23 protein-coding genes are annotated in these 24860 nt (G+C 62.7%); 12 read left to right on the top strand and 11 right to left on the bottom strand.

The genetic code is table 11. The annotated features are described in order from the left end of the window. Positions 1 to 134: 134 nt before the first annotated feature. A complete protein-coding gene (locus tag DFO50_RS15125) occupies positions 135 to 722 on the top strand; it encodes a hypothetical protein (RefSeq protein WP_146745117.1) in 588 nt (195 codons plus the stop codon). Between the two features lie 51 nt (positions 723 to 773). Here the strand turns inward: DFO50_RS15125 and DFO50_RS15120 are convergent, their stop codons facing one another. The 5 genes from DFO50_RS15120 to DFO50_RS19655 form a co-directional block, all read right to left on the bottom strand. Then, positions 774 to 1115, bottom strand: coding sequence for a hypothetical protein (locus tag DFO50_RS15120; protein ID WP_036386390.1), 342 nt, complete (start codon positions 1113 to 1115; stop codon positions 774 to 776). Positions 1116 to 1151: 36 nt separating this feature from the next. Next, positions 1152 to 1640: a DinB family protein gene (locus DFO50_RS15115; RefSeq protein WP_036386392.1), complete on the bottom strand. Its 489-nt coding sequence runs from the start codon at positions 1638 to 1640 to the stop codon at positions 1152 to 1154. A 77-nt stretch (positions 1641 to 1717) separates the two neighbouring features. Continuing rightward, positions 1718 to 2377 (bottom strand): leucine efflux protein LeuE, encoded by a 660-nt coding sequence (gene leuE / locus DFO50_RS15110; protein WP_107888505.1) that lies wholly within the window; start codon positions 2375 to 2377, stop codon positions 1718 to 1720. A gap of 185 nt (positions 2378 to 2562) precedes the next feature. Continuing rightward, positions 2563 to 2856 carry a helix-turn-helix domain-containing protein gene (locus DFO50_RS15105; protein ID WP_107888504.1) on the bottom strand — a complete coding sequence of 98 codons (294 nt, stop codon included), beginning with the start codon at positions 2854 to 2856 and terminating at the stop codon, positions 2563 to 2565. Positions 2857 to 3069: 213 nt separating this feature from the next. Continuing rightward, positions 3070 to 3360, bottom strand: coding sequence for a hypothetical protein (locus tag DFO50_RS19655; protein WP_211249633.1), 291 nt, complete (start codon positions 3358 to 3360; stop codon positions 3070 to 3072). On the opposite strand from DFO50_RS19655, the gene DFO50_RS15100 reads away from it, so the two are divergent. From DFO50_RS15100 to DFO50_RS15070, 7 genes are all read left to right on the top strand, one after another. Then, positions 3244 to 4767, top strand: a complete 1524-nt coding sequence (locus DFO50_RS15100; protein ID WP_233495284.1) for a PAS domain-containing methyl-accepting chemotaxis protein — start codon at positions 3244 to 3246, stop codon at positions 4765 to 4767. The genes DFO50_RS19655 and DFO50_RS15100 overlap by 117 nt on opposite strands. 92 nt (positions 4768 to 4859) lie before the next feature. Then, positions 4860 to 6881 (top strand): PAS domain-containing hybrid sensor histidine kinase/response regulator, encoded by a 2022-nt coding sequence (locus DFO50_RS15095; RefSeq protein ID WP_199489852.1) that lies wholly within the window; start codon positions 4860 to 4862, stop codon positions 6879 to 6881. Then, positions 6878 to 7909, top strand: coding sequence for a two-component system response regulator (locus DFO50_RS15090; RefSeq protein ID WP_107888502.1), 1032 nt, complete (start codon positions 6878 to 6880; stop codon positions 7907 to 7909). Before DFO50_RS15095 ends, DFO50_RS15090 begins: the two co-directional genes overlap by 4 nt. Positions 7910 to 8433: 524 nt before the next feature. Continuing rightward, positions 8434 to 9957, top strand: coding sequence for a YfcC family protein (locus DFO50_RS15085; RefSeq protein WP_028499826.1), 1524 nt, complete (start codon positions 8434 to 8436; stop codon positions 9955 to 9957). 285 nt (positions 9958 to 10242) lie between these two features. Further along, entirely contained in the window at positions 10243 to 11772 is a 1530-nt protein-coding gene (locus tag DFO50_RS15080) for a methyl-accepting chemotaxis protein (RefSeq protein ID WP_158537479.1), read from the top strand. Positions 11773 to 11909: 137 nt separating this feature from the next. Continuing rightward, the gene (locus tag DFO50_RS15075) at positions 11910 to 13694 is read left to right on the top strand and encodes a PAS domain S-box protein (RefSeq protein WP_107888500.1); all 1785 of its coding nucleotides are present in this window, start codon (positions 11910 to 11912) and stop codon (positions 13692 to 13694) included. Next, complete coding sequence (locus tag DFO50_RS15070; protein WP_107888499.1) at positions 13694 to 16186, top strand: EAL domain-containing protein; 2493 nt, start codon at positions 13694 to 13696, stop codon at positions 16184 to 16186. Before DFO50_RS15075 ends, DFO50_RS15070 begins: the two co-directional genes overlap by 1 nt. Before the next feature lie 27 nt (positions 16187 to 16213). On the opposite strand, the gene DFO50_RS18965 is transcribed toward DFO50_RS15070, so the two are convergent. The 3 genes from DFO50_RS18965 to DFO50_RS15060 all read right to left on the bottom strand — a co-directional run bounded on the left by DFO50_RS18965 (position 16214) and on the right by DFO50_RS15060 (position 18120). After that, positions 16214 to 16417 carry a hypothetical protein gene (locus tag DFO50_RS18965; RefSeq protein ID WP_146745116.1) on the bottom strand — a complete coding sequence of 68 codons (204 nt, stop codon included), beginning with the start codon at positions 16415 to 16417 and terminating at the stop codon, positions 16214 to 16216. 241 nt (positions 16418 to 16658) lie between these two features. Further along, positions 16659 to 17087, bottom strand: a complete 429-nt coding sequence (locus DFO50_RS15065; RefSeq protein WP_028499829.1) for a PaaI family thioesterase — start codon at positions 17085 to 17087, stop codon at positions 16659 to 16661. Between the two features lie 127 nt (positions 17088 to 17214). Further along, on the bottom strand, positions 17215 to 18120 hold the full coding sequence (locus DFO50_RS15060; RefSeq protein WP_028499830.1) for a LysR family transcriptional regulator: 906 nt from the start codon (positions 18118 to 18120) through the stop codon (positions 17215 to 17217). A gap of 102 nt (positions 18121 to 18222) precedes the next feature. Here DFO50_RS15060 and DFO50_RS15055 point away from each other — a divergent pair, with 102 nt between their 5' ends. Further along, positions 18223 to 18981, top strand: a complete 759-nt coding sequence (locus DFO50_RS15055; protein WP_233495278.1) for a sulfite exporter TauE/SafE family protein — start codon at positions 18223 to 18225, stop codon at positions 18979 to 18981. 20 nt (positions 18982 to 19001) lie between these two features. Here the strand turns inward: DFO50_RS15055 and DFO50_RS15050 are convergent, their stop codons facing one another. Then, positions 19002 to 19874, bottom strand: a complete 873-nt coding sequence (locus DFO50_RS15050; protein WP_112692809.1) for a LysR family transcriptional regulator — start codon at positions 19872 to 19874, stop codon at positions 19002 to 19004. Between the two features lie 105 nt (positions 19875 to 19979). Here DFO50_RS15050 and bla point away from each other — a divergent pair, with 105 nt between their 5' ends. From bla to DFO50_RS15030, 3 genes are all read left to right on the top strand, one after another. Continuing rightward, positions 19980 to 20867 (top strand): class A beta-lactamase, encoded by an 888-nt coding sequence (bla, locus tag DFO50_RS15045; RefSeq protein WP_028499833.1) that lies wholly within the window; start codon positions 19980 to 19982, stop codon positions 20865 to 20867. Positions 20868 to 20939: 72 nt separating this feature from the next. Further along, positions 20940 to 22442 carry a phage tail protein gene (locus DFO50_RS19230; RefSeq protein WP_158537478.1) on the top strand — a complete coding sequence of 501 codons (1503 nt, stop codon included), beginning with the start codon at positions 20940 to 20942 and terminating at the stop codon, positions 22440 to 22442. A gap of 5 nt (positions 22443 to 22447) precedes the next feature. Continuing rightward, on the top strand, positions 22448 to 22870 hold the full coding sequence (locus tag DFO50_RS15030) for a phage tail assembly chaperone (RefSeq protein WP_199489850.1): 423 nt from the start codon (positions 22448 to 22450) through the stop codon (positions 22868 to 22870). Here DFO50_RS15030 and DFO50_RS15025 read toward each other — a convergent pair. Then, positions 22828 to 23190, bottom strand: coding sequence for a DUF1801 domain-containing protein (locus tag DFO50_RS15025; protein WP_107888493.1), 363 nt, complete (start codon positions 23188 to 23190; stop codon positions 22828 to 22830). The genes DFO50_RS15030 and DFO50_RS15025 overlap by 43 nt on opposite strands. Positions 23191 to 23257: 67 nt before the next feature. Continuing rightward, positions 23258 to 24775: an MFS transporter gene (locus DFO50_RS15020; RefSeq protein ID WP_107888492.1), complete on the bottom strand. Its 1518-nt coding sequence runs from the start codon at positions 24773 to 24775 to the stop codon at positions 23258 to 23260. Positions 24776 to 24860: the final 85 nt, after the last annotated feature.

Raw genomic sequence — 24860 nt, 5'->3', positions numbered from 1 at the left:
TGGAGGTCGCGACTGGCGCGACATCATTATTCGATATGACGAGCAGAAGCGGGGTGGGATAGAATTTATGCCTCTTTACCCCCTCGGCCGACTGGCTTCTGACTGGATTGAAAATGAGTTCTGGAAATAAAATCATGAAAATGATTGCTGGTGGCGCACTGCTTCAATGCTGCGCGATGGCGGTTGCCGATGAACTGCCCCCGGATGAAAAAACACCAGAGCTGGAAAGCCCGGCCAAGGCAAGAATAAGAGTTTTTGGCCGGAATAGCGTTTATGTGGATCTGTTCAAGAACAGTGAATGCTATACGAAAAAATTCATTGGCACGGCGCCGAACCAGATTGTGGCCTCCGGCGGATTTTCCGACACCATGGGCTCTTTTTTTGGCACGGTCTCGAATGTCACCATTGGCATGCCGGAATCGCCCACTACCAGAAGAATCAACGACATCAGCTTTTTTGGCGCGCGCGCGTTTTTCAAAGAGTATGAAATCGAGGCCGGGCAGCCATTGACCATCAGCAGCGGCATTGTCGATCCCCATGCCTCTTGCCGGGTGACAGCCAGCTTTATCCCCCAGCCCGGCAAGGATTACGAGGCGTTTTTCCAGATCCGGGGTTCAGCCTGCGTTCTGCAAACCAAAGAAATCGTGACGACGCCGGATGGCACCGATCTGGCCGGGATTGCCGGCCTGAAGCGTGCGTTCATCTGCAGCGAAAACAAATAGGGCAGCCGGATGGCCATCCGGGTTGTCGTGCCCGCAAGGCCGTTCAATGCCCTACAACCCGTTCTCCCCGCACGCGACCACCGTCTTCGTGATGGCCAGTACCGGCCAGACCTCTTCCACGCTCACGCGACGGTCGGCATCGACCAGTGTGCGCGCGTGCTTTTCCTCGCCGGTCTGGCGGGTCACGGACTGCCAGCAGACGTCGCCGGTTTTCTCGACCGTGCGACCCAGCTGATAGGGGACGGTCAGTTCCATGATATTGGCCTCGTCGCCATGGGCGATCTGCCGGTGAACCGTGAATGTCCGGGTTTCAGCGTCGGCAGGCGCGCCGGCACAGGCCTGGCTGGCCAGAGCCAGAACGGTGGCAAGCAGCGTGATCCGCGTCGACCTCATCATTCCTCCGCTGTGGGGCAAGGCACCGGCATGTCCTTATCCGCGCCGTGCCGGCTCGGCCTCATGAATGAACACCGTATACGTATCCGCCGGATGCGCGACCCGGGCCAGGTCCAGTGCATGGCCGATGGCGCCACGGTGATAGGTACCGTGGTTGATGATGTGGAACAGGATCTCCTGCCGGCTCATGCAGCCCTGCCTGCCATCGGCAAACGTGAACGAGAGCCGCTGCTGCCGTTGTGCCGGCGTCAGGTCTCTTGCCTGACAGGAAAACCATTCGCTGGATGCCGCCAGCCTTTGCGCCAGTTCCTGCAGATCGGGAACCGTGTCGGTGTTGGTCGCGCGGTGCGGGGCCGGGGTGCCGGCCAGGCGGGCCCTGAACAACTCTTCCACGATGACCATGTGGTTCAGCTGCTGGGCCGTGAAGGCGGCGGCTTCGGGAAACGCTGCCCGGTCAATGCGCGCCATGGCCGCCAGCGTGCGGCGGTCTGACCATTGTTTGTAATCGAATGCGCTGACCAGCATGGGCCCCTCCGGCGATGAAATCGGCAAGAGGCCGATTATCGCGCGGGCAGCGGCGGGTTTCCATGCCGGAAAGGTATTCAGGCGGCGAGGCGTATGCCAAAACTGACGAACAGGCCGCCGATCATGCCGTGCAGCAGGGCCTTGAGCTTTTTCTGACGCGAAAACACCCTGGCCAGACTGGAGCCGGCCAGAATCAGGATGCTCAGGTAGCACATGCTGAAGGCCTGCATGATGAGCCCGAGAACCAGGAAGCTGATTGTCGGATAGGCATAGTCCGGGTCAACGAACTGCACGAAGAATGACAGGAAAAACAGGATCGCCTTGGGATTGATCAGGCTGATCATCAGTGCCTTGCGGCAACTGGTCCCGAACGGGGTGTGCTCGCGGGCGGCGGGGGCTTCGGTGACGTCAGCCTGGACGGTCTCCGTGCGTTTGCCAACGAGTGAGCGCATGCCGTTGAACAGCATGCCGATGCCGAGATAGCACAGGTAGGCTGCGCCAGCCAGCCGGACCACATTGAACAGGAACAGATTGGCATGCAGCACCGAGGCGGCGCCCAGGGCGGACAGCGACATCAGCACCGAGTCGCCGATAAAGATACCCAGTGCGCCGCCGTAGCCGCTTCTGATGCCGCTGCGGGCCGCGGTGGTCAATACGTAGATCGAGTTCGGGCCCGGCACCAGCACAATGGCGAGCACGCCCAGAATATAGGAAAACAGATACATCACACCAAACATGGCAAGCGCTGGACCGTATGAATGGCGCCGGAAAGGCGCCTTGCGGCAAGCATACGCGCAGTGCCGCTCATGCGGTCTGCACATGTCGCGAGGGTGACAGGTGCTGACTCCCTTCTGTGGAATCCGCTGCCGGGGATGGCAGAAACGCCCGGATTTGATCCAGGGCCAGAACTTGCGGACGAATATCAGTGACTATCCATTACCGGCATGAGGCGCTCCATGGCCGTCAGCAGGTCGGCGGAGCTACAGTCGAGCGCGCGGGCAATCCTGAGAATGAGGATCAGTGACGGCATGTGTTTGCCGCGCTCGATCTTGCCCATGTGCGAGCGTTCAATGCCTGCCAGCTGGGCCAGTTTCTCCTGGGCGACACCCTGTTCCATTCTCAGCTTGCGAACGACGTTGCCGAATGCCTGTGCGGGGCCGGTTTCAAATGTGGTTGTGCCAGGTGGCCGGCCATGCCGGGTCATGAGCTTTTTCATATTAAAAGCGTCATGGATTGTTAACCCTGCCGCAACGTTAAATTTAACTCTTTTATCCCGTCATTCTTCAACATTTTTATACCCTGCCGGTTTGTTATGCAAAGTGCGAAAGTTTTGTTGAATTGCGTATCCGCCTGGGATATGCTTTAAAAACTGATACCCGATACCCTGTCGACAATATACATGCAGATTGTCGATGCTTTTTTGCGTCCATTACAAGGTGGTGTGCCTGTTTTCCGGACGATTTCCGCATTTTCCCGGAAGGGCGGTGTGCGTTTGCGGCATGGGGATGGGGTGCCCTGTTTCTGCATCAAGGAAAGTGAGCTGTTCATGCGTGACAACCAGCCGGTTACCTCGAAAGAGGTCCTGTATCCTCGCCATGCGCAATTGATCACTACGACGGATTTGCAGGGTGACATTACCTTTGCCAATGACGATTTTGTTGCCGTATCCGGTTTCAGCCGCGAGGAGCTGGTCGGGCAGCACCACAATATCATTCGCCATCCGGATATGCCTGCAGCCGCATTCAGGGACATGTGGCAGACAATTCAGTCCGGCCGTTCATGGAAAGGCATGGTCAAGAACCGCTGCAAGAACGGCGACTATTACTGGGTTGATGCCTATGTCACGCCGATTCTGAAAAACGGGCAAGTGGTCGAGTACCAGTCCGTGCGCACGCAGCCGGACGAGCAGGCCCGGGCCCGGGCCGAACGGCTGTACCGGACATGGCGTCGGGGGCGGCAGGCATGGCGGATGCCGGGGCAGAAGAGCGCCTGGGGAACCCGCATGGCGCTGGTGGCCGGCATGCCGGCCACGGCGCTGGCCGGGCTGGCCGCCAGTTCGGGAGACCTGCTGATGGCCGGCAGCGCACTGCTGGCAGCCGTGGCGTCCGGCGGCGGCGTCATGGCCCTGCTGACGCCGTTTCGCCGGCTGGTGAACGAGGCCAGTCCGTGGGGCGAGGGTCATCCGGATCTGGCCTATCTGTACAGCGGGCGCCGGGATGAGCTGGGGCGCATCCGCTATAGCCTGCTGACACGGACCTCGGAAATGCGTGCCATCGTCGCCCGGCTGGAGAATACCTGCCACTACCTGCTGCGCTCGAAAAAACGCAGCGACGCTTTTGTCGAGCAGTCGAATCAGGCGATTCTTGGCCAGGGCCAGCATGTGGAGCACATTGCCAGTGCCATGGCCAGCATGCTGGATGGTCAGCACCAGGTCGCCCAGTCGTCGGCCCGGGTGGCGGAGGCCTCGACCGCATCGCGCCAGGCAACGCTGCAGGGGCGGGAACAACTGGAATGCATGGTGCAGGCCATCGACCGGCTGGCTGCGTCGCTGGACGGGACGCGGGCCACGGTCTCGGCGCTGGAACAGCGCAATCAGCGCATCAGCAAGGTCATCGACGTGATTACCGATGTGGCGGAGCAGACCAATCTGCTGGCACTGAACGCCGCGATCGAGGCGGCCCGGGCCGGGGAGGCCGGCCGGGGATTCGCGGTCGTTGCCGACGAGGTCCGCAGCCTGGCGCAGCGCACGCAGGAATCGACCCGCGATATCCGCGACATCATTCTGGGGCTGGTGACGGAAACCCGCGCCTGTGTCGAGGCGATCAGCGGCGGGGTGGAAACCTCGCAGCAGACGGTCAGCCTGGCCGGTGAAACCGATCGCGCCTTCGGCATGATCCTGGAGTCCGTGGGCAATATTCATGAACTGGCAGCCAGTGTCGATCGTGCCATGGCGGAACAGTCCGTACTCAGCGAGCAGACCAGCAGCCAGATGCGGGTACTGCGGGAAAGTGCAAACCGGGCCGTCGATGCCAGCCGGGAAGCCGGAAACGAAGCCGGAAAACTGGGCCGGCAGGTTGATAACCTCAATTCTCTCGCCGGGCATTTCATTGCCAGTCTGAGCAAATAGGTGCAGTCTGTTCCCCCCGCAGTTCTCCCTTAATAAAGAAAGCACTCTCGCGAGTGCCAGAAACCGGTGCGGTTTCCGCATAGCGCCATACCATGCCCTCATTCCCGGCTGATCCCGTCATCGCATTACTGCTGTCCGCTCTGGTCATTGCCCTGGTCGTGGTCATGCTGGCAATCAAGCGACTGTTTTATTACCGCCGCCTGTTTCTCCGCGAGGAGGAAAGCGAGTCGCGCATGCGGGCCATTGTCGAGACGGCAGTGGACGGCATCATTACCATCAATTGCCGCGGCATCGTCCAGGCATTCAATCCGTCGGCCGAACGACTTTTCGGCTGGTCGGCCGGTGAAGTCATCGGCCACAATATCAAGATGCTGATGCCGGAGCCGGATCAGTCGCAGCATGACGGCTATCTGGCCAATTACCTGAATTCCGGTGCCGCCAGAGTTATTGGCGTGGGACGGGAAGTGACCGGTCTGCACAAGGACGGGCATTCCGTCCCGATGAGGCTTGCCGTCGGCCGGGTCGAGCTGCCGGGCGAACCGCTGTTCGTCGGCTTTGTTTCCGACATGACCGAGCGCCGGGCGCTGGAATCCTCGCTGCGCGAGGCGGCCGAGCGTGCCGAACAGGCCGCTGCGGCAAAGGGGATCTTTCTGGCCAATATGAGCCATGAGATCCGCACCCCGATGAATGCCATCATCGGTTTTACCGAATTGCTGCTCGGCGGTGAGCTGTCTGATCTGCAACGCCGCCACCTGGGAACCGTGCGCCAGTCGGCCCGTTCACTGCTGGGCCTGCTGAATGACATCCTGGATACCACCAAACTGGAGAAGGGCGCGTTCCGGCTGGAACAGATCCATTTCTCGCTGCAGGCGCTGGCGACCCAGGTCATGGCGTCAATGCGACTGGCTGCCGAGGCCAGATCACTGGAACTGACGGTGCATTTTCCGCCGGATCTGGACGAGTACTGCGTGGGCGATCCGCTGCGTGTCCAGCAGATCCTGACCAACCTGGTCGGCAATGCCATCAAGTTTACCGAGCGGGGCCATGTCGGCCTCGATTTCCGCCGCGAGGATGGCTGGCTGTTCATCGAGGTGCGGGATACCGGGATCGGCATGAGCGCCGAGCAACTGGCGAGGATTTTTGCGCCATTCACCCAGGCCGATACCTCGATCAGCCGCCGCTTTGGCGGCACGGGGCTGGGGACGACCATTGCCCGGCAACTGGCCGAGCTGATGGGCGGGACGATCGAGGTTGAAAGCGAGCCGGGGCACGGCAGTGTCTTCCGGGTGGCGCTGCCGCTGCCGGCCGGTTCGGCACCGGCGGAAAAGGCACAGACCATCGGCACCATGAGTCTGCCACCGCTGCATATTCTGGTAGCGGATGACGTGGCACAGAACCTCGAATTGCTGACCCTGATCATGGAGCAGGGCGGGCACAGGGTCACGACCGCGCGCAATGGCGAGGAGGCCCTCGAACAGTTCATGGCTGGCCGGTTCGACATTGTGCTGATGGACGTGCACATGCCGCACATGGACGGTCTGGAGGCCGTGCGCAGGCTGAGAAGCTGTGAGCGGGAGCAGGGGCGGGTGGCGACACCGGTCATTGCCCTGACCGCCAGTGTCCAGGACACGGACCGGGAGGCTGCCCGCGAAGCGGGAATGGACGGCTTTGCCATGAAGCCGCTGGATGTACCCCGGCTGCTGGTGGAGATGGCCAGGGTACTGGGACTGCAGCAGCCGTTTCTGTCCCCCCGCACCGCTCGTGCCGCCGTTCCTGCCAGGACGCCGCTGCCGCTGGCCGACGAACCGGCCGGGTCGGCGCGGCCGGCACCTGCTGCCCGGACCCGGGCCGACCCGGTGCCGCCGTCATGGCCCGACGCTTCGCCCCGGGCGGTCCAGGATGCGGTCCGGACCCTGCTCGGCTACCTGGCCCGTGGTGAACTGGACGACCCGTCCCTGCAGGCCGTCTGCGAGGGATTCCGGGCGCAGGGCGAGCAGGAGCGCGGGCAGGCGCTGAACAGTGCCGTCGATGCCTTCGATTTTGATCTTGCCGAACAATTGCTCCGGGACTGGCTGGCCCGCCTGCCGTCCGACCAGGCCGAATGCCACTCATGATGCGACAGAACGATGCCAGACCGACCCTGCTGCTGGTCGACGACGAGCCGGTCAACCTGCAACTGCTGCGCCATACCCTGCAGGACGACTACCGGCTGCTGTTTGCCCGGGACGGGAACAAGGCGCTGGCACTGGCGCGGACCGGACAGCCGGACCTGATCCTGCTCGACATCATGATGCCCGGCATGTCGGGCTACGAGGTGTGCCAGACGCTGAAGCAGTCAGCCGCGACGGCTGACATCCCGGTGATATTCGTGACGGCGCTGGCGGAGGCGGCCAACGAACAGCATGGCTTTGACCTGGGGGCCGTCGACTACATCACCAAGCCTTTCAGTCCGGCCATCGTCAAGGTCCGCGTCCGCAACCAGTTGTCCCTGGTGCAGGCCGACGTGCTGCGCCGAACGCGTTTGCAGATTGTGCAGTGCCTCGGAATGGCCGCCGAATACAAGGACAACGAGACCGGGCTGCATGTGGTCAGGATGAGCCACTACGCCCGGGTGCTGGCGCTCGCTGCCGGCTACAGTCCGTCCGCCGCGGAGGAACTGCTGCATGCGGCGCCGATGCACGATGTCGGCAAGATCGGCATTCCCGATGCCATTCTGCAGAAGCCGGGCAAGCTGACCGACGCCGAGTGGCAGATCATGCGCCAGCACACGGTCATCGGTGCGCGGATCATTGGCGAGCATGACTCGGGCCTGCTGCGGATGGCCGCCATCATTGCCCTGAATCACCATGAGAAGTGGGATGGCAGCGGCTATCCGCAGGGATTGCGCGGCGAGAACATTCCGCATGTGGCGCGAATCGTTGCCATTGCCGACGTGTTCGATGCGCTGACCAGCGTCCGCCCCTACAAGCAGGCCTGGCCGGTCGAAAAGGCGCTGGCGCTGATCCGGGACGAAAGCGGTCGCCACTTCGATCCGGAACTGGCCGCGCTGCTGCCGGGCTGCATGGATGACATCCTGCGCATCAAGCAGCAGTGGGCCGAGCATGAACCGGCGCGCACACCGGCGTCCGTGCTGCTGGTCTGAGCCGGCGCCGGCGTCTGGCAGCCGAACTGCGTCTAGCATGTTTACCTTTTCAATGACACCCCCCTGTTTGCGGATAGGCAATTGTCATTGAGGCGGATTGCTTTGCATAAACAATTTTATTCCCTGATTCAGGCTGGATATCGATAAAGATTGCGTGCTCTGAAGCGCAATTTTTATCAAAAAACGCCCGACGCCGTGGTCAATAATGCTCTTATGCAATAAAGACATCCTGAATCGGGTATTTTCCGATGATTTTCATAAAAACCACGAGTTGTCTTTGGATGAAAAAACACATGGCGACTTGTGACAAGTGGGTTGAGGCACGTCAAATCACGACAGGTACACTCTCCGATAGACTCAATTCCGTTAGTAGAAGAAACGTCTGGTAAAAAATAAGCAGAACATTCTCTGACAAGCGCGCACCCCGTCGGCAATATGCCGCACCAGATGCGCACCTTCCCATAGGAAAGCCCCTGGCCCGGCATTAGCCCCGCCTCGGCACAACTTTTGATGCGGAGTTCCTAATGGCTTCCCTGAGCATAAAAAGACCGATGCGTTTTCCAACCGCGTTCACCATTTTATTTGCCATTCTGCTGCTGGCGATAGGTATGACCTGGATTATTCCTGCCGGTTCATATTCAAGACTGGCCTATTTGTCAGACAGTCATACTTTGCAAATTACCACTCCGCACGGGGTAACGGAAAAAATACCTGCCAGCCAGCAAGCGTTGACCAAACTGAATATCAATATTGGTCTCGACAAATTTGCCGATGGCACCATTCGCAAGCCGATTGCCATTCCGGGTACGTATGAACGTCTGCAGCAGCAGCCAAAGGGTCTGGGCGACATTACCGTCAGCATGGTCAAGGGCACCATTGAAGGGGCCGACATCATCGTGTTCATTCTGGTGCTGGGTGGCCTGATTGGCGTGGTGAACAAGACCGGTGCCTTCGATGCCGGGCTGGTGGTGCTGGCACAAAAGACCAAGGGCAACGAGTTCCTGTTCGTGATGCTGGTGTGCATGGTCATGACGCTGGGGGGGACCACCTGCGGTCTGGAAGAGGAGGCGGTGGCTTTCTATCCGGTACTGGTGCCGATTTTCCTGGCGCTCGGCTATGACTCCATTGTCTGCGTCGGCGCGATCTTCCTGGCCGCCTCGATGGGGACCACGTTCTCGACCATCAACCCGTTCTCGGTGGTGATCGCGTCCAACGCGGCCGGCATCACCTTTACCGATGGTATCGGCTACCGGGTGTTTGGCTGCATCGTTGGCGGTCTGGCCGTTATCGGCTACCTGTACTGGTACTGCCGTCGCATCAAGGCCGATCCGTCCTTCTCCTACACCTATGAAGACCGTGAAGCCTTCCGCGCCCGCTTCCTGAAGAGCGACAACAACGGTGAAGTGGTGCCGTTCACCACGCGCCGCAAGCTGATCCTGACCCTGTTCGTCATCGCCTTCCCGATCATGGTGTGGGGTGTGACCACGGGCGGCTGGTGGTTCCCGCAGATGGCGGCTTCGTTCCTTGCCGTTGCCATCATCATCATCTTCATCTCCGGACTGGGTGAGAAGGAAGCGGTCGACGCATTCACCCGCGGCGCATCCGAACTGGTGGCCGTGTCGCTGATCATCGGTCTGGCCCGCGGCATCAACATCGTGATGGAACAGGGCATGATCTCCGACACCCTGCTGGACTATGCGTCCAACCTGGTGTCCGGCATGCACGGCACGGTGTTCGCGGTGGCGCAGATGCTGGTGTTCTCGCTGCTGGGCTTTGTCGTACCGTCGTCGTCCGGCCTGGCCGTGCTGTCGATGCCGATCATGGCACCGCTGGCGGATACCGTTAACATCCCGCGTTCGGTGGTGGTGTCGGCCTACAACTGGGGCCAGTACGCGATGCTGTACCTGGCGCCGACCGGTCTGGTGCTGGTCACCCTGCAGATGCTGGGCATCCAGTTCAACAAGTGGGTGAAGTTCGTCTTCCCGATGGTGGGATTCGTGCTGGCCTTTGGCGGACTGATGCTGGTGGTGCAGGTCATGATGTCGTAGTAGCGTGAGCAAACCCCGGGCCTGACAAGCCCGTCCCGAAGCCAGGTTCCCGCGGAACCTGGCTTTTTTTGTGCCCTGATCCGGTTCCGCATCCTGCCGGCCGCGGCGCGCGCAAAGTTGTTTCAACGCAAACAGGCAGTCCAATTTGCCATGCTATATATGTAAATATTTCCCGCAATAATGGCTATTGCGTATTCTGTCGTCGGAAAGCAACGGAGGCGCGCGATGCGCAGTAACCTGCCTGTAACGCAGCATGAGCTTTTTCTTCAGCCCAGACGTCCGATCGTGACCAAGACGGACCCTGGCGGGCTGATTACCTATGCGAACCGGGCCTTTATCGACATCAGCGGGTTTACCGAGGAAGAACTGATCGGCCAGCCGCACAATATCGTGCGCCACCCCGACATGCCGCCCGAAGCGTTCGAAGACATGTGGCGCACGATCCAGGCGGGTCATTCGTGGCGGGGAATCGTCAAGAACCGGAGCAAGTGCGGGGGTTTCTACTGGGTGGAAGCCTATGTGACGCCGTTGACGGAAAACGGACAAACCGTCGGTTTCATGTCCGTCCGCACTCCGCCAACGCAACAGCAGAAAATCGATGCGGAAAAATGCTGTGCCGAAGTGAAGGCAAAGCGCGCCCGCTTCCCCTCCACCAGCCTGAAGCAGAACTGGGGCCTGAACCGGTACCTCTGCGTGGGCCTGTTGCCCCCCTTCGTCGCACTGATTGCCCAGCTGCTGGTGCCGGACGAAATCACGCGGGACATCCTCAACCTCGGCAGCATCCTGTGGCTCGGAATTTCCGCCTGGCTGCTGCACCGGAGCATTACCGTCCCGCTCAACCGGACCCGGGCGGGTCTGGTCAGGCTGACCGAAGCCAACTTCAGCCACTCGTTTGCCAAATCCGGGTGCCGTGAAATCCAGCAGATGCAGGCATCGCTGGAAACCATGCGGATCAATCTGCGTGCAGTGATCTCTGACGTGGTGGCCGGCGCCGGCACCGTCAACGCGGCGGCCACGTCCACATACAACCAGTCCGACGCGCTGCAGAAGAGAGGTGAGCAGACGCTAGAAGGAGTCAGCCGGATTGCTGCCGCGCTGGAGCAACTGGCGGTGTCCACTTCCGAGATTTCGTCCTCTACCGGTGCCGGTGCTGCGCATGCCAGTCATGCCAGCCAGCTGGCGGAGAACGGCGAGGACAACATGAAAGTGACGGAGGAGGCCGCCCGGACCGCCTCGCGGGAGTTCAACAGCACCCGCGACTCCATTTCCCTGCTCAAGCAGTCGGTCACGGAAATCGGCTCCATCACCTCCCTGATCCGCGATCTGGCCGACCAGACCAACCTGCTGGCGCTGAATGCCGCCATCGAGGCGGCCCGCGCCGGTGAGCAGGGGCGTGGTTTCGCCGTGGTGGCGGACGAGGTGCGCAAGCTGGCCGAGCGCACGACCGGCAACACCCGCGATATCGAGCAGTCGATCGGCGTGCTGACCAGCCAGACCGGGCAGGTCACCAGCAATATCGAGGCGGCGCTCAGGCAGGTGGTCGAGATCGAGCAGGCGATCCAGACCGTCAGCAACAGCCTGACCGAGATCCGGGATGCCAACCAGGGCGTGGCCTCGGCATCCGGCAGTGTCAACGACATGCTCAAGCAGCAGTCCGCTTCCGCCGCCGAGGTGGCCCAGAACATGGAGCTGATGAGCTCCATGACCGAGCAGAACAGCCAGAGCATTGCCACCGTGAACCAGGTCGCGGGCGAGCTCCGCACCACGGCGCATGACCTGCAGCAACTGGTCAAGCGGTTCGAGGCGCACCTGTAGGCCGGCTGAAGGGCGCATGAGCCCGTCCGGCCGTGGCCGCGCCATGACCGTGCCATGAGATTTGCTTCTTTGAATACCCTGTTCCGTTACCCATAATGACTGTCAGGCGCTGACGTCCAAGTGCATGGGGTGAGGCGATGGAAAAATGGGTAGAAGATCTACTGGAAGCGTCACCGACCGGCATTGCGATTCTGGATCGCCAGCTGCGCTATGTGCATATCAACGGCCGGCTGGCCAATTCGAACGGACTGGCCGTTCAGCAGCATCTCGGTCGTCGTCCGCGGGATATCCTGCCGGCCATCGGTCCCGCACTGGAAGACATCATGAACGAGGTGATGACCAGTGGCACCGCGCGCTGCCATTTCGAGGCCAGTGCGGAAATCCCGGCCGGCTCCGGCTGCATGACTTTCTGGGATGCCAGCTATCACCCGCGTTTCGATGACGACGGCATCGTGTGCGGCATCATCGCCATGGTGGAGGATATCTCGCTGAAGAAGCAGGCCGAGCAGGTCATGCGCAACGGCAGCGAACGGGTCCGCAAGGTGCTGGACGCACTGTTCACCTTCGTCAGCGTGCTGGATGTCAATGGCGTGCTGCTGGAGGCCAACCGGGCGCCGCTGGAGCAGGCCGGGCTGGCGCTGTCGTCGGTGCAGGGCAAGCCATTCTGGGAATGCTACTGGTGGAACCATGATCCGCTGACACAGGCCCGGCTGCAGGAGGCCATCGCCCGGGCGGCGGGCGGCGAGACGGTGCGCTACGATGTGGCCGTGCGCATGAAGAACGACAGCCGCATGACCATCGACTTCATGCTGACGCCGCTGCGGGACGGCAGCGGGCATATCGTCAATATCGTTGCTTCCGCCATCGACATCACGGCCAGAAAACAGAACGAGCTGGCGCTGGAGATCAGCGAAACCTATTTCCGCCAGGTCGTGGAATCCACCCCGGACGGGCTGATGATGGTCGACGGCCGCGGGCAGATCCGCCTGATCAACACCCGGATGGAAGAACTGTTCGGCTACACGCGCAATGAACTGGTCGGCGAGTCGATGGGCAAGCTGCTGCCGGACGATGTCCGCCACCTGCACGTTGACTATGTGCAGGGTTTTTTCCGCCAGCCGTCGGCGCGCAGCATGGCCAACCGCAAGCCGCTGTTCGCCCGGCGTCAGGATGGCTCGCAGTTCCCGTGCGAGATCGGGCTCAATCCGATGCAGGTGGGCGCCGAGCTGCTGACCCTGGCCTGCGTGACCGATGTGTCGGAACGCTATTACGCCAAACAGATGCTGGAAAAGGCCCTGCAGGAAAAGACCGTGCTGCTCGGTGAGGTCCACCACCGGGTGAAGAACAATCTGCAGGTGATCTCCAGCCTGCTCAGTCTGCAGTCACGCAATGCCACGCCGGAAGTGCACAAGGCGCTGGTGGACAGCCAGAACCATGTGCGCTCGATGGCGCTGATCCACCAGCTGCTCTATGAGCGCAATGACTTCTCGCGCATTCCGGTGTCGGTCTATGTCGAGCGCCTGATTCATCTGCTGCGCGATGTCAGTGCGACCTATGGTGCCCATATCAGCCTCACTTTCCGTCGCGAAGGCGAGGAAGCGTTTCTCGAACTGCAGAACAGCATCCCGTTCGGGCTGATCCTGAACGAAATCGTGATCAATGCCTGCAAGCACGCCTTTGAACCCGGTTGCCCCGGCTCGGTGGAAATCGTGATGCTCAGCGGAGAGCAGGTACAGGTGCAGATCCGGGACAACGGCAAGGGCATTCCCGACGACGTGAAGCTGGGAACGGCCTCCACCCTCGGTTTCCAGTTGCTGCCGCTGCTGGCCGAACAGTTGAAGTGCACGTTGACGCTGCGGTCCGGGCCGGGGCAGGGCAGTTGTTTCACCATGGTCATGCCAGACCTTATCCGGGAGTCGTGATGGGCTATCGCATCCAGATTGTGGAGGACGAGCGCATTGTCGCGCTGGACCTGAAAATCGCCCTGCAGAGCCTGGGCTTTGACGTGGTGGCCTGCTGCGCCTCCGGCGAGGAAGCGATCGTGGTTGCCGGCGAGGCCCGGCCCGACCTGATCCTGATGGACATCCATCTGGAGGATGGCATTTCCGGCACTGAAGCCGCGCTGATCATCCGTCAGGAACTGGGCATTCCGGTGGTATACCTGACGGCCTTCGCCGAAGAAATCATCCTGCAGCAGGCGGAAAAGAGCGCGCCGTATGGCTATCTGCTCAAACCGTTCGAGTTGCGCGAGCTGAATGCCACCATCCGCATGGCGCTGGCCTGCCGCATGGCGGAAGTGGAAGTCCACAAGCAGCGCAAGCTGCTGATGCTGGCGGTGGAAACAGCCCAGCTGGGTATCTGGGAGTGGGACAAGCAGCAGTCGCTGTTCACCGGGCAGGGGTATTTCGGCAAGATCACCGGACTGGACATGGCGCCGCGCCAGGAAGTCATCCCGCCGTTCCTGCGCCTGCTGGAGCATGCCGACCAGGGCCGGCTGAACCAGCTGATCAAGGACCGGGGGCGGGTGGATATGGTCACCGCCATCACCCCGGACGACGGCGAAGTGGTGTGGGTGGAAATGTCGGTGCAGGAGTACGAGCCGCAGTGGCAGGAGAACGCCAAACAGATCGGCGTGCTGCGCGACATCACCGAACGCATCAAGTCCGAGCAGCTGCTGCAGCAGGCCGGGGCCGTGTTCCAGTCCACGGCGGAAGGCATCGCCGTCATCGATGCCGAGCGGCTGGTCAAATCGGCCAATCCGGCCTTTCTGCGCATGACCGGATTCTCGCTGATCGAAATCCTCGGCATGGACATCGACGAGTTGCTGCACGTGAAAAAGCACACGCCCGATTTCTACCACAGCATCGCCCAGATGCAGGATGTGGGCTGGCATGGCGAGGTGATGTGCCGGCGGAAGAACGGCGAGCAGTTCCCGGCCTGGGAACATATCTGCCAGGTGTCCTACGACAACGAGTTTCCGTCCCACTTCATCATCGGCTGCACCGACGTCAGCTCGATCAAGAAGGCGGAGATCGAACTCAACCGCATGGCCTTTCACGATGCGCTGACCGAACTCGGCAATCGCTATCTGCTCAATGAGCAACTGGCGATCGAACTGCGGCGCGCCGAGATCAACGGCAGCGAAATCGGACTGGTGTTCATCGATCTGGACGGTTTCAAGCTGATCAATGACGGCCTCGGTCATGCCACCGGCGACCTGTTGCTGAAGGTGGTGGCACAGCGCATTCGCGAAACCATCCGCCGCTCGGACATTGCGGTGCGCTTTGGCGGCGACGAGTTTTTCATTGTCTGCCCGCACAGCAGCGAGGCGGACTGCAGCATCGTGGCCAGCCGTCTGCTGGAAAAGCTGGAACAGCCGATCGTAGCCAATGACGAAACCATCGTCGTCACCTGCAGCATCGGCATCGCCATGTACCCGCAGCATGGCACCACGGCGGAAAAGCTGCTCAGCGCTGCCGACAGTGCAATGTACGAGGCCAAGGAATCCGGCAAGCGCCGCTTTTGCACTTTCAACCAGTCCATGGCGGAAAAGATTCACGAACGCTTGCGGCTGGAGCAGCGACTGCGGCAGGCGGTGAAGGAGCGCCGCTTCCTGCTGCATTACCAGCCGCTGGTCCGGATGACGGATGGCGCGCTGATCGGCTTCGAGGCCCTGCTGCGCTGGCAGGACGGGGACCGGCTGATCCCGCCTGACACTTTCATTCCGGTCGCCGAGGAATGCGGGCTGATCCAGGAAATCGGCGGCTGGGTCCTGCAGCAGGCGTGCCAGGAGGCGCGGCGCTGGAATGTCCGCTACGGCCACCCGCTGAAAGTGGCGGTCAACGTGTCGGTGATGCAGTTTGTCGAGCCGGATTTTCTGCAGGGGATCGAGGACGTGCTGGCCACCTCCCGGCTGGCAGCCTCCCTGCTCGAACTGGAAATCACCGAAAGCGTGCTGCAGTCGCTGGAGGACAGCAAGCGCATTCTCAAGGCGCTGAAATCGGTGGGCGTGTCCGTCGCCATCGACGACTTCGGTACCGGCTTCTCGTCAATGGCGGTACTGAAGGATCTGCCGGTCGACCGGCTGAAGATCGACCGCTCCTTTATCTGCAACATTCCCGAACTGGCCCAGGATACGGCGGTCTGCAAGGCCATCATCATGCTGGCCGGAAGCCTGGGACTGGGCATTACCGCTGAAGGCGTCGAAAAGGCCGAACAGGCCGATTTCCTGAAGGAAAACGGCTGCGATACCGCCCAGGGCTATCTGTATGCCCGACCACTGGATGCCCGTGCGCTCGACGCCTATCTGGCGCAGTATTTTTCCCGCGGGCCTGCCGGCGGTCAGAGCGGTCAGCACGACCCGTTCATCACCACGATCTGGCCCGGGGCGGAAGGCTCGCAGCCTGCCTCCTGACAAGGCAGGGCTGCGTTCAGGCACGATTCAGGCCGTGACGTTGATGACTTTCCCGGTTGTCTGGCCACTGCTGTTGACCGAAGTGGCCGGCGTCGACGATGCCGGCTTGCTGCTGTCGTTCGCGTCGCCGTTACTGTTCCGGTGGTTTCTGACTTCAGTCGAGCCGTGCTTGTGGTGAGGGGCGTGGGCAGGGGAAGTCCCGTTTGTATTGCTGACGGAGGCGGTGCTCATGAATCGATCCTTTGCAAGGTGACAACACGAAATGGCACGCTGGCCACAGGGCAGCAGCGCTCCAGACGGTGTCACTGGCCGCAAGGCCGTGACCCCATGCATTGTCCTCACCGATCATTAGGACCCGGATATATTCATAAATAAATTTGCCACCGATCAGGCCATGTCACATGGCTGGCTGCGGGCCATCCGGAAGCGGGATGGAATAGCTGCCGGAGCCCGCCATGATCCGCCGCCTGATTCAACGGGAACCGGTTTGTCTGGCACCGGATGGCGGAACGGAATACGTGCCGACCACATGGGCGACCGGGTCTGCGACACCTTCCGAATAAAGGGCGACTTCCCCCATCACCAGGCTCCTGCCGACTTTCATCAGCGCGCACTTGCCGATCACCCGCTTGTGCGATTCGGGTTTTCTCAGAAAATTGATGGTCAGGCTGGTCGTCACTGCCAGCGGCACGATACCAATGGCGCCGAGCACGGCCACATAGAGGGCGACATCCGCCACCGCCATCAGGGTCGGCCCCGACACGGTCCCGCCGGGGCGCAGATCGGCCTCTCCGGTTTCCAGCGACACGGTGGCACCCCGGTCGCCCACGTCCTCGATGACCACTCGCGTCTGTGGAAATTCAGCCGCTATGAAATCGGCGATTTCTTCCCTGCTTGCCATGTTCATCCTCCTTGCATCGCCGTACTGTGCCCTGCTGCCGGCGCCGGCGCTACTGCTGCCGGACTCCGGTCATCGACCGGGGCCTGTCTTCCCGCTGTCCGGGTCTGCGGGATGGTGCCGGTCGCGGTCAGCCAGCGGCCATCGTGCTCCGGGCAAAGTAGTCGGTCAGAAATCCGACGAACACCCGTACCCGGGTCGACTGTTCGAGCCGGGGCGGATACAGCGCCCAGATGTCGGCCGGCGCGCCCTGCCAGTCCGGCAGGACCTGACACAGGCGGCCGGATTGCAGACAGGGCGCCACATCCCACAGTGAGCGCAGCAGGATGCCGTGCCCGTCCAGTCCCCAGTTGACGGCGGTTTCGCCGTCATTGGTCGCCAGCGGACCGCCAACCTTGACCGTTTCCTGCCGCTGGCCGGCGTGAATCTGCCAGTGGCCGTAGGCATCGTGGTTTTCGCGCACCACGATGCAGGCATGCCGGCTCAGGTCGCGCGGGGTGACAATCGGCGGGTGGGCGGCGAGGTAGGCCGGTGCGGCGCACAGGATGCGGCGATTGGCGACAATCTTTCTGGCCACCAGCCGCGCTTCGGGCGGTTCGCCAAAGCGGATGCTGACGTCGAAGGCACCGGCCGTGAGGACCGGCATGCGGTCGCTCAGCTGCAGCTGTACTTCGGTCTTCGGATATGCGCGCACGAAGGCGGACACCGCCGGCGCGATATGCCGGCGGCCAAAGCCCAGCGTGGCATTGACGCGCAGCAGGCCCTGCGGCGCCGACTGGCTGCCGGCCAGTTCGCGTTCCAGCTCGGCCAGCTCGCTGAGGATATGCCGGCCCTTGTCGAGGTAACGCTCGCCCTCGTGGGTCAGGGCCAGCGTGCGGGTGGTGCGGTTCAGCAGCCGCACGCCCAGTCGCTGTTCCAGCGCGGACAGCCGCCGGCTGACCGAAGGCGGCGTCACGCCGAGTTCCTGGGCGGTGGCACTCAGGCTGCCGCACTGCATCAGCCGGGCAAAGAAGGCCAGATCGGAGACATCGCTCATTGTTGCGCTCAAGTAAAGAATGGCTTTCCCTGAGCGGAATTATATCCATTCTTCGACAGGCTACACTGGCGGCCTGTTTCCGGGAAAATGCAGGCGATGACGATGGCGCTGATCATGACACTGGGTCTGGCCCTGCTGCTGGGGGCGGCACTGGGCGCACTGGGCGGATTGCTGGGCATCGGCGGCGGCATTCTGGCCATCCCGGTACTGGTGCTGCTGTACGGCATGGACCAGCAGCTGGCCCAGGGCACGGCGCTGGTGATGATGGTGCCCAATGTACTGATCGCCTTCTGGCGCTACCGCCAGCGCAACCCGTTTCCGCTGCGCACGGCGCTGGCCATCGGGCTGACCTCCATCCTGTCCACCTATCCGGCCGCGCGGCTGGCTGTGGCGCTGGATGCCCGGCTACTGAAGCTGGCGTTTGCCGTCTTCCTGCTGTGGCTGGCGGCGTATTTTCTCTGGACCAGCCGGCCGCGTGCCGGCAACGCCAGCCCGGGGGCGCACTGGAACGAACGCTATCTGCCGGCCGTCGGCGTGGTTGGTGGCCTGTTCGCCGGCCTGTTCAGCGTCGGCGCCGGCATCGTGGCCGCGCCGATTCTGGTGCGCGGTTTCGGCAAGCGCCAGGCGGTGGCGCAGGGGCTGGCCCTGGCACTGGTGGTACCGGGCGCGCTGGTCGCCCTGGCCACCTACGGTCGGGCGCAGCATGTGGACTGGCGGCTGGGGGCCGCGCTGGCGGCCGGCGGCATGGCTACCGTATCGTGGGGCGTGGCGCTGGCGCACCGCGTGCCGGAACGGCGGCTCAAGCAGTCATTTGCGCTGATGCTGCTGCTGACGGCGCTGCTGATGATCGGGCAGTCCTGAGACCCGGGGGTGCCGGGCCGCTAGCGGGTCGTGGCCATCAGCCAGTCGCGGAATGCCAGCATGGCCGGGGTCGGGGTACGGGACTTCAGATGGGTCAGCCAGTAACTGCCCATGCTGACGCTGAGGTCGAACGGCTGGCAGATGCTGCCGCCGGCCAGATGGCGCCGGAACATCAGCGCGGGGGCCAGGGCAAGGCCGACCCCCTGCAGGACCGCATCCATCATGGTCAGTGAGGAGTCGAACACCACCTGCTTGTGCGGCGGTACCGGCAGCGGCAGACCGGCGGCCTCGAACCAGCGCGTCCATTCTTCCGGCCGGTAGGAGCGCAGCAGGGTCTTGCCGATCACGTCCTGCGGCGTCCGCAGACCCTGCGCCATGTCCGGCGCGCACAGCACCGAGAACGGCGCCTCGCACAGTTTTGCCGCCGCCGTGCCGTGCCAGGCCCCATCGCCAAAACGGATGGCGAAATCCAGCCCTTCGGCGGCGATATCCACCCGGTTGTTGTGGGTGGACAGCCGGAGGTCGACAAGCGGATGGCGTTCGCGGAAGTCCGCCAGCCGTGGAAACAGCCAGCCGGCGGCAAAGGTGCCGACGGCACCCACGCTCAGCACTTCCCGGAACCGGCCGCCCTGGAAGCGGTCCAGCACCCCGGCCATCCGGTCGAAGCTGTCCTGCAGCACCGGCAGCAGGCTTTCGCCCTCCTGGGTGATCATCAGCCCCCGGGGCAACCGTTTGAACAACCGGACATTGAGCTGCTCCTCCAGCTTCTTGACCTGATAGCTGACTGCTGCCTGGGTCACGCACAGTTCGATCGCCGCTTTGGTAAAGCTGCAGTGCCGCGCCGAGGCCTCGAAAGCGCGGAGGGCATTGAGCGGCAGGTGAGGGCGATCCATGCTGAGGCCAGATTTTATTGATGTCAGGGGCAAAATATCATCGTTTGTCGCCACCATCCACCGTGTATACGATGCGCTTGCCCAAATAATTAAAGGACATGACCGATGAATCTGGTTTGCCGAAACCGGCTGGCAGCCGTGGTTTTTTCCCTCGCGGCCAGCGCCGCCGCCCTGCCGGGCAACACCCTGGCGGCGGACGATCCGCTGACAACCCGAGTGGCCGCCATCGAGCAGTCGCTCAATGCGCGGCTGGGGGTCGCCGTCATTGACACCGGGACCGGCCGCGAGTGGGCGTACCGGGGCAATGAGCGTTTTCCGATGATGAGCACCTTCAAGCCGCTGCTGTGCTCGCTGCTGCTGTCGCAGGTCGATCAGGGCCGGGAAATGCTGGACCGGCGCATTGAAATCCGGCCGGACGATCTGCTTGAACATGCTCCCGTAGCCGGGAAGCATGTGGGCAAGGCCGGCATGAGCCTGGGCGAGCTGTGCGAGGCGGCGATCACCCAGAGTGACAATACCGCCGCCAATCTCGTGCTTGAGCGAGTCGGTGGCCCGGCACGGGTGACGGCTTTCCTGCGTTCACTGGGCGACAGCAAGACCCGGCTGGACCGCAACGAGCCCACGCTGAACGAAGCCCGCCCCGGTGACGAGCGCGATACGACAATGCCGGTCGCCATGGCCGGCTCGCTGAAGCAACTGGTGCTGGGACAGACACTGTCTCCCGCCTCGCGCCGTCAGCTGACCGACTGGCTGGTTGCGAACCGGACCGGTGATGCGAAGATCCGCGCCGGCCTGCCGGCCGGCTGGCGTGTCGGCGACAAAACCGGCTCCGGGGCCAATGGCAGCATGAATGATGTCGCGGTGATCTGGCCTGCCGGCCGGAAGCCGGTCGTGCTGGCCATCTTTATCACCGGAACCGGGGCATCGGTGGCGGCGCGCAATGCCGCCATGGCCGACATCACCCGGGCGCTGGTGGATACACTGCCGCACTGACCGAACCGCCCCTGAAGGCCCGGCACAAAGAGGGAGGGACTTTGCTGGCGGAATGCGCAGGTCGTCAAGCGCATGGGCATTGTTGAGCATCCGCAGCTCTCGACGAGCCACGTTCTGGATTTCCGCCGGCAGCTGTCGGGAGATCTCCCCGAGTCAGATCTTGCCGGTCTCCTTGTCGATGAGGCCGTGGATCGCCATGCGTGGAATATAACGCGGGGCGTTATCCCGTCAATGCTGGCGCAAGACGGCACGGCAAGACCGCCGCGGAGGGCAAAGTCACTGAAATCCTGCCCATGGTTAGCTTCACCGCCCGGGTTGCACACTGCTGCAACTGAACACCTTGTTCGCAACCAGGAGCTGACCATGCAAGACCGAATGCCCTCGATTGACTCACCGGACGGCCTGTTCCACGACGGCAATCCGTTTACCGGCGAGATGGGCACCATCGTGACCTCCGCACACCTGAACGATGTGCAGTCGGGCATCCAGGACCTGCAGACCGAGGCGATCACGCTGCTGGCTGCTGCCGGCATGCAGCCTGAGCCGGCGCGGAAAAACCAGTGGCTGCAGGCGCTGAAGGCGCTGTTCCTCGGCCGGGACGACAAGGCGCGCGACAGCGCCGCGCTGGACGGGCACCCGGCCGCGTACTTCGCCAGGGCCAGCGACCAGGCCGCCGGTCTGCCGCTGCTGTTTCCGCTGTGGTGCCCGAACCGCGCCGCCATTCCGGCCGGCTATGCGCCGGCCGACGGTCAGACCCTGGCGCGCAGCCTGTACCCGGACGCCTGGGCCGGCATCGCTGCCGGCAATGTGCCGGTGGCCACCGACGCCGCCTGGCTGGCCACGCCGACCGAGCGCGGCAAGTTCACGGCGGGGGATGGGGCGGGCACGTTCCGGCTGCCGGATTACAACGGCAAGTCGGCGGGGAGCTTGGGCGCGCTGTTCATGCGCGGGGATGGGGCGCTGTCGGCTGGGGCTGACGGCATGATTCAGGGGGATGCGATCCGCAATATTGTCGGTGAGTATTGCGACGATATTTTCAGACGGTCGTCCCGGGCGACCGGGCCGTTCGTCGAGGGGACGCAGGCCACAACGACTGGTGCAGGTGGTTCGACTGGAGCCTCCTACTCGCTGAAATTTGACGCGTCCCGCCAGGTGCCGACAGCTCCGGAAAACCGCCCGCTTAACGTCACCGGCTGCTGGGTCATCCGCCTGTTCGGCGCGGTGGTCAATCCCGGTGCAGCCGATGCGGCGCAACTGGCGACCGAGGTCAGCAAGCTGGGGGCGGACAAGGTGCCGTGGACTGCATTTCAGGGCTCGCTGGTCACAAACGGTTATCGGCGATTGCCCGGTGGAGATATTGAGCAATGGGGCAGTGTCTCTGTGCCGGGTGGAACTCAGGTTACGGTGACATTCCCCATTGCATTCCCATCCGCATTGTTCAATGTACAGGTCACGCGTGATGGACTGGCCGGCAATGCGCCGACGGTAAACCCGCCGTTCGACACGACCCGATGCGCGATTTTCAACGGGTCGACGACAACCCAGATTCTCTATTGGAGGGCAATCGGAAAATGAGCATCATGCTGTATTCCGCGCAGGCTGGTGGTTTCTACGACCGCGAAATCCATGGCGACGCCATCCCTGCCGACGCAATCGAAATCACCCGCGACGAGCATACCGCCCTGCTCACCGGCCAATCCGCCGGCCAGCGCATCGAGGCTGACGAACATGGCCACCCGGTGCTGCGCGACGCCCCGGCTCCGGATGACAATGCGCTGGCTGACGCTGCCCGCGCCCGTCGCGACGCCCTGATCGCCGCGACCGACTACCTGCTGATGCCGGACTACCCGGTCAGCGCCGGGCAACTGGCCGAAGTCCGCGCCTATCGCCAGGCACTGCGCGACCTGCCGCTGCAGCCGGCCTTTCCGCAGGCAATCGACTGGCCGGCACTGCCGGCAGGCTATGTGGCGGACGAGGCCGCCGCGCAAGCCAGCGCGATATAGTCCGCGACATGCCTGTCCGCCATATCTTCCAGCTGTTGCAGCTTGATATGGCGGCGCAGTTTCCCCTGTCCCTCCAGCATGTGGAACGGGTCCGGTAGCGAGGCACCGGCGCTGAATTCCAGCGTGACGTGGTTCGCATACGAGAACACGCCGCAGAACGAGCGGGTAGTGGAAAACAGGATGCCGCCATACTTGACCTCCTCGCTCACCCCGTCGTCCGCGGCGAGGGCGAGGCGCCTGACCTGCTGCACGATGGCGTGGTTGCGCTCGCTGACGAGGCAGATGTCCTGCAGCAGGGTCTGGATTCTGTCGGTGTTCATGAGTGGCCCGGGGTCGATGGCATCCGTGCATCATAAACGGGCGCCGGTGCCCTTGCCGAGGCCCGGCTCATTCCCGGAATGTCCGCTGCAGCAGGATGATCAGCACCAGAACGGCCGCCACGCCGGTTTCGAGCCGGAAAAAATCCTGGCAGGACAGCAGCATCGCCTGTTGCACCAGCTCGCCGACCAGCAGCGCCAGCCGCTGCTCCTGCCCGAGTTGCGGCAGCAGTTGCTGCAGGTGGTCCATGGCTTCCGTGAACCGCGGGGCATGCCAGGAAAAGCCTTCGGACAGTCGCTGGTAGTGCAGGGCATTGCGTGCCTGCAGAAATACGGTGCTCAGCGCCACGCCCATGGAAATGGCCAGTTGCCGGACGATGTTCTTGGTCTGGTAGGCGTGGGCGAACTGCGCCGGCCGGACCTCGCGGAAGGTGCCTTGCGCCACCGCCATGATGAACAGCGACATGAAGCCGCCGTTCAGCAGCAGGATTGCGGTCAGCTGCCACAGCGTCATGCCGGGATGGATTGTGCTGGTCATCAGCAGGCCATAGGCCGCCAGCAGCGCGCAGGCGATCAGCAGCATGATGCGAAGCCCGGGCGCCCGCCGCCGGAACAGCAGGGCGGCGTAAACGGTGGCGAACAGCATGCCGGCCAGAAAGCTGACCGAGAGCAGCTGTCCGGAAGTCGGGACATCAAAGCCCAGTGCCTGCTGCACCATGACCGGCAGGATATAGCTGTTGGCGGATACCAGCAGATAGCAGCAGAAATAGAAAAACAGCCCCAGCACATAGCGCAATTGCGCCAGCGAACGCCAGCTGTAAACCAGGCGGGCATTGCCGCCCTGCAGGCGGATCGCCACCAGTGCCGCCATGCCGCACAGCGCCAGGATCATCAGCAGCTGTTGTGCCTGGCCGAAAAAATCATACGGTGTCTGCTGGATCAGCCATTGCAATGCCAGCACTGCCGCTGCCAGCCAGGCCAGCGCGTGCGGGGTGGACGACGAGGGGCGTGGCCGTCGCGCCCGCAGACTCAGCAGACGGGTGGCCGGCAGGGCCAGGGCCAGCCACGGCAGGATGCCCCAGAAGATCCAGCGCCAGTCCAGATGGCGCAGCGCCTGACTGCCGAGCAGGGGGCCGAACGCGGAACCCAGCATCAGCGCATAACCAAAGCACAGCAGGCCGAGTATCTTGCGTTTGTCCTGCAGCCGGTCGACTTCGACCCGCGCGGCGGTAAAAAACACCGCGCCGCCCAGCCCCTGCACCGCCCGGCCGAGAATGAAGGCCGCCGGCGTGCTGGCGCAGGCGCAGAGCACGGCGCCAAGCCCGAACAGCAGCAGCGAGCCCTGCACGAACCGGCGCGGCCCCAGCCAGTAACTGCAGCGCTGGTGGTTGAACAGCACCACAATCGCCGTGCTCGCATAGGCCATGGCTGCGTAGCTGAATTCTTCAGGCGCGGCGCCGATGCCGCCCATGACGGCGCTGGCCGCGAAATTCAGCATGCCGTTCTGAATGAATTCCAGACTGGCTACCAGCATGATGGCGAACAGGTAACGGCGGGGAGGCTGAAAATGACTGCGGGAGTCGAACATGCCGGCGGGTGACGAGTAATGAATTCACCAGTGTAGGGAGTCCGGATAAAGTAATAAAATCAATACTCATCATGTAATATATTAC

The sequence above is a fragment of the Microvirgula sp. AG722 genome (genome assembly GCF_003269145.1).
In the GTDB taxonomy this organism is placed as follows: Bacteria; Pseudomonadota; Gammaproteobacteria; order Burkholderiales; family Aquaspirillaceae; genus Microvirgula; species Microvirgula aerodenitrificans.
This window is presented reverse-complemented; position numbering and strand designations above follow the sequence as displayed.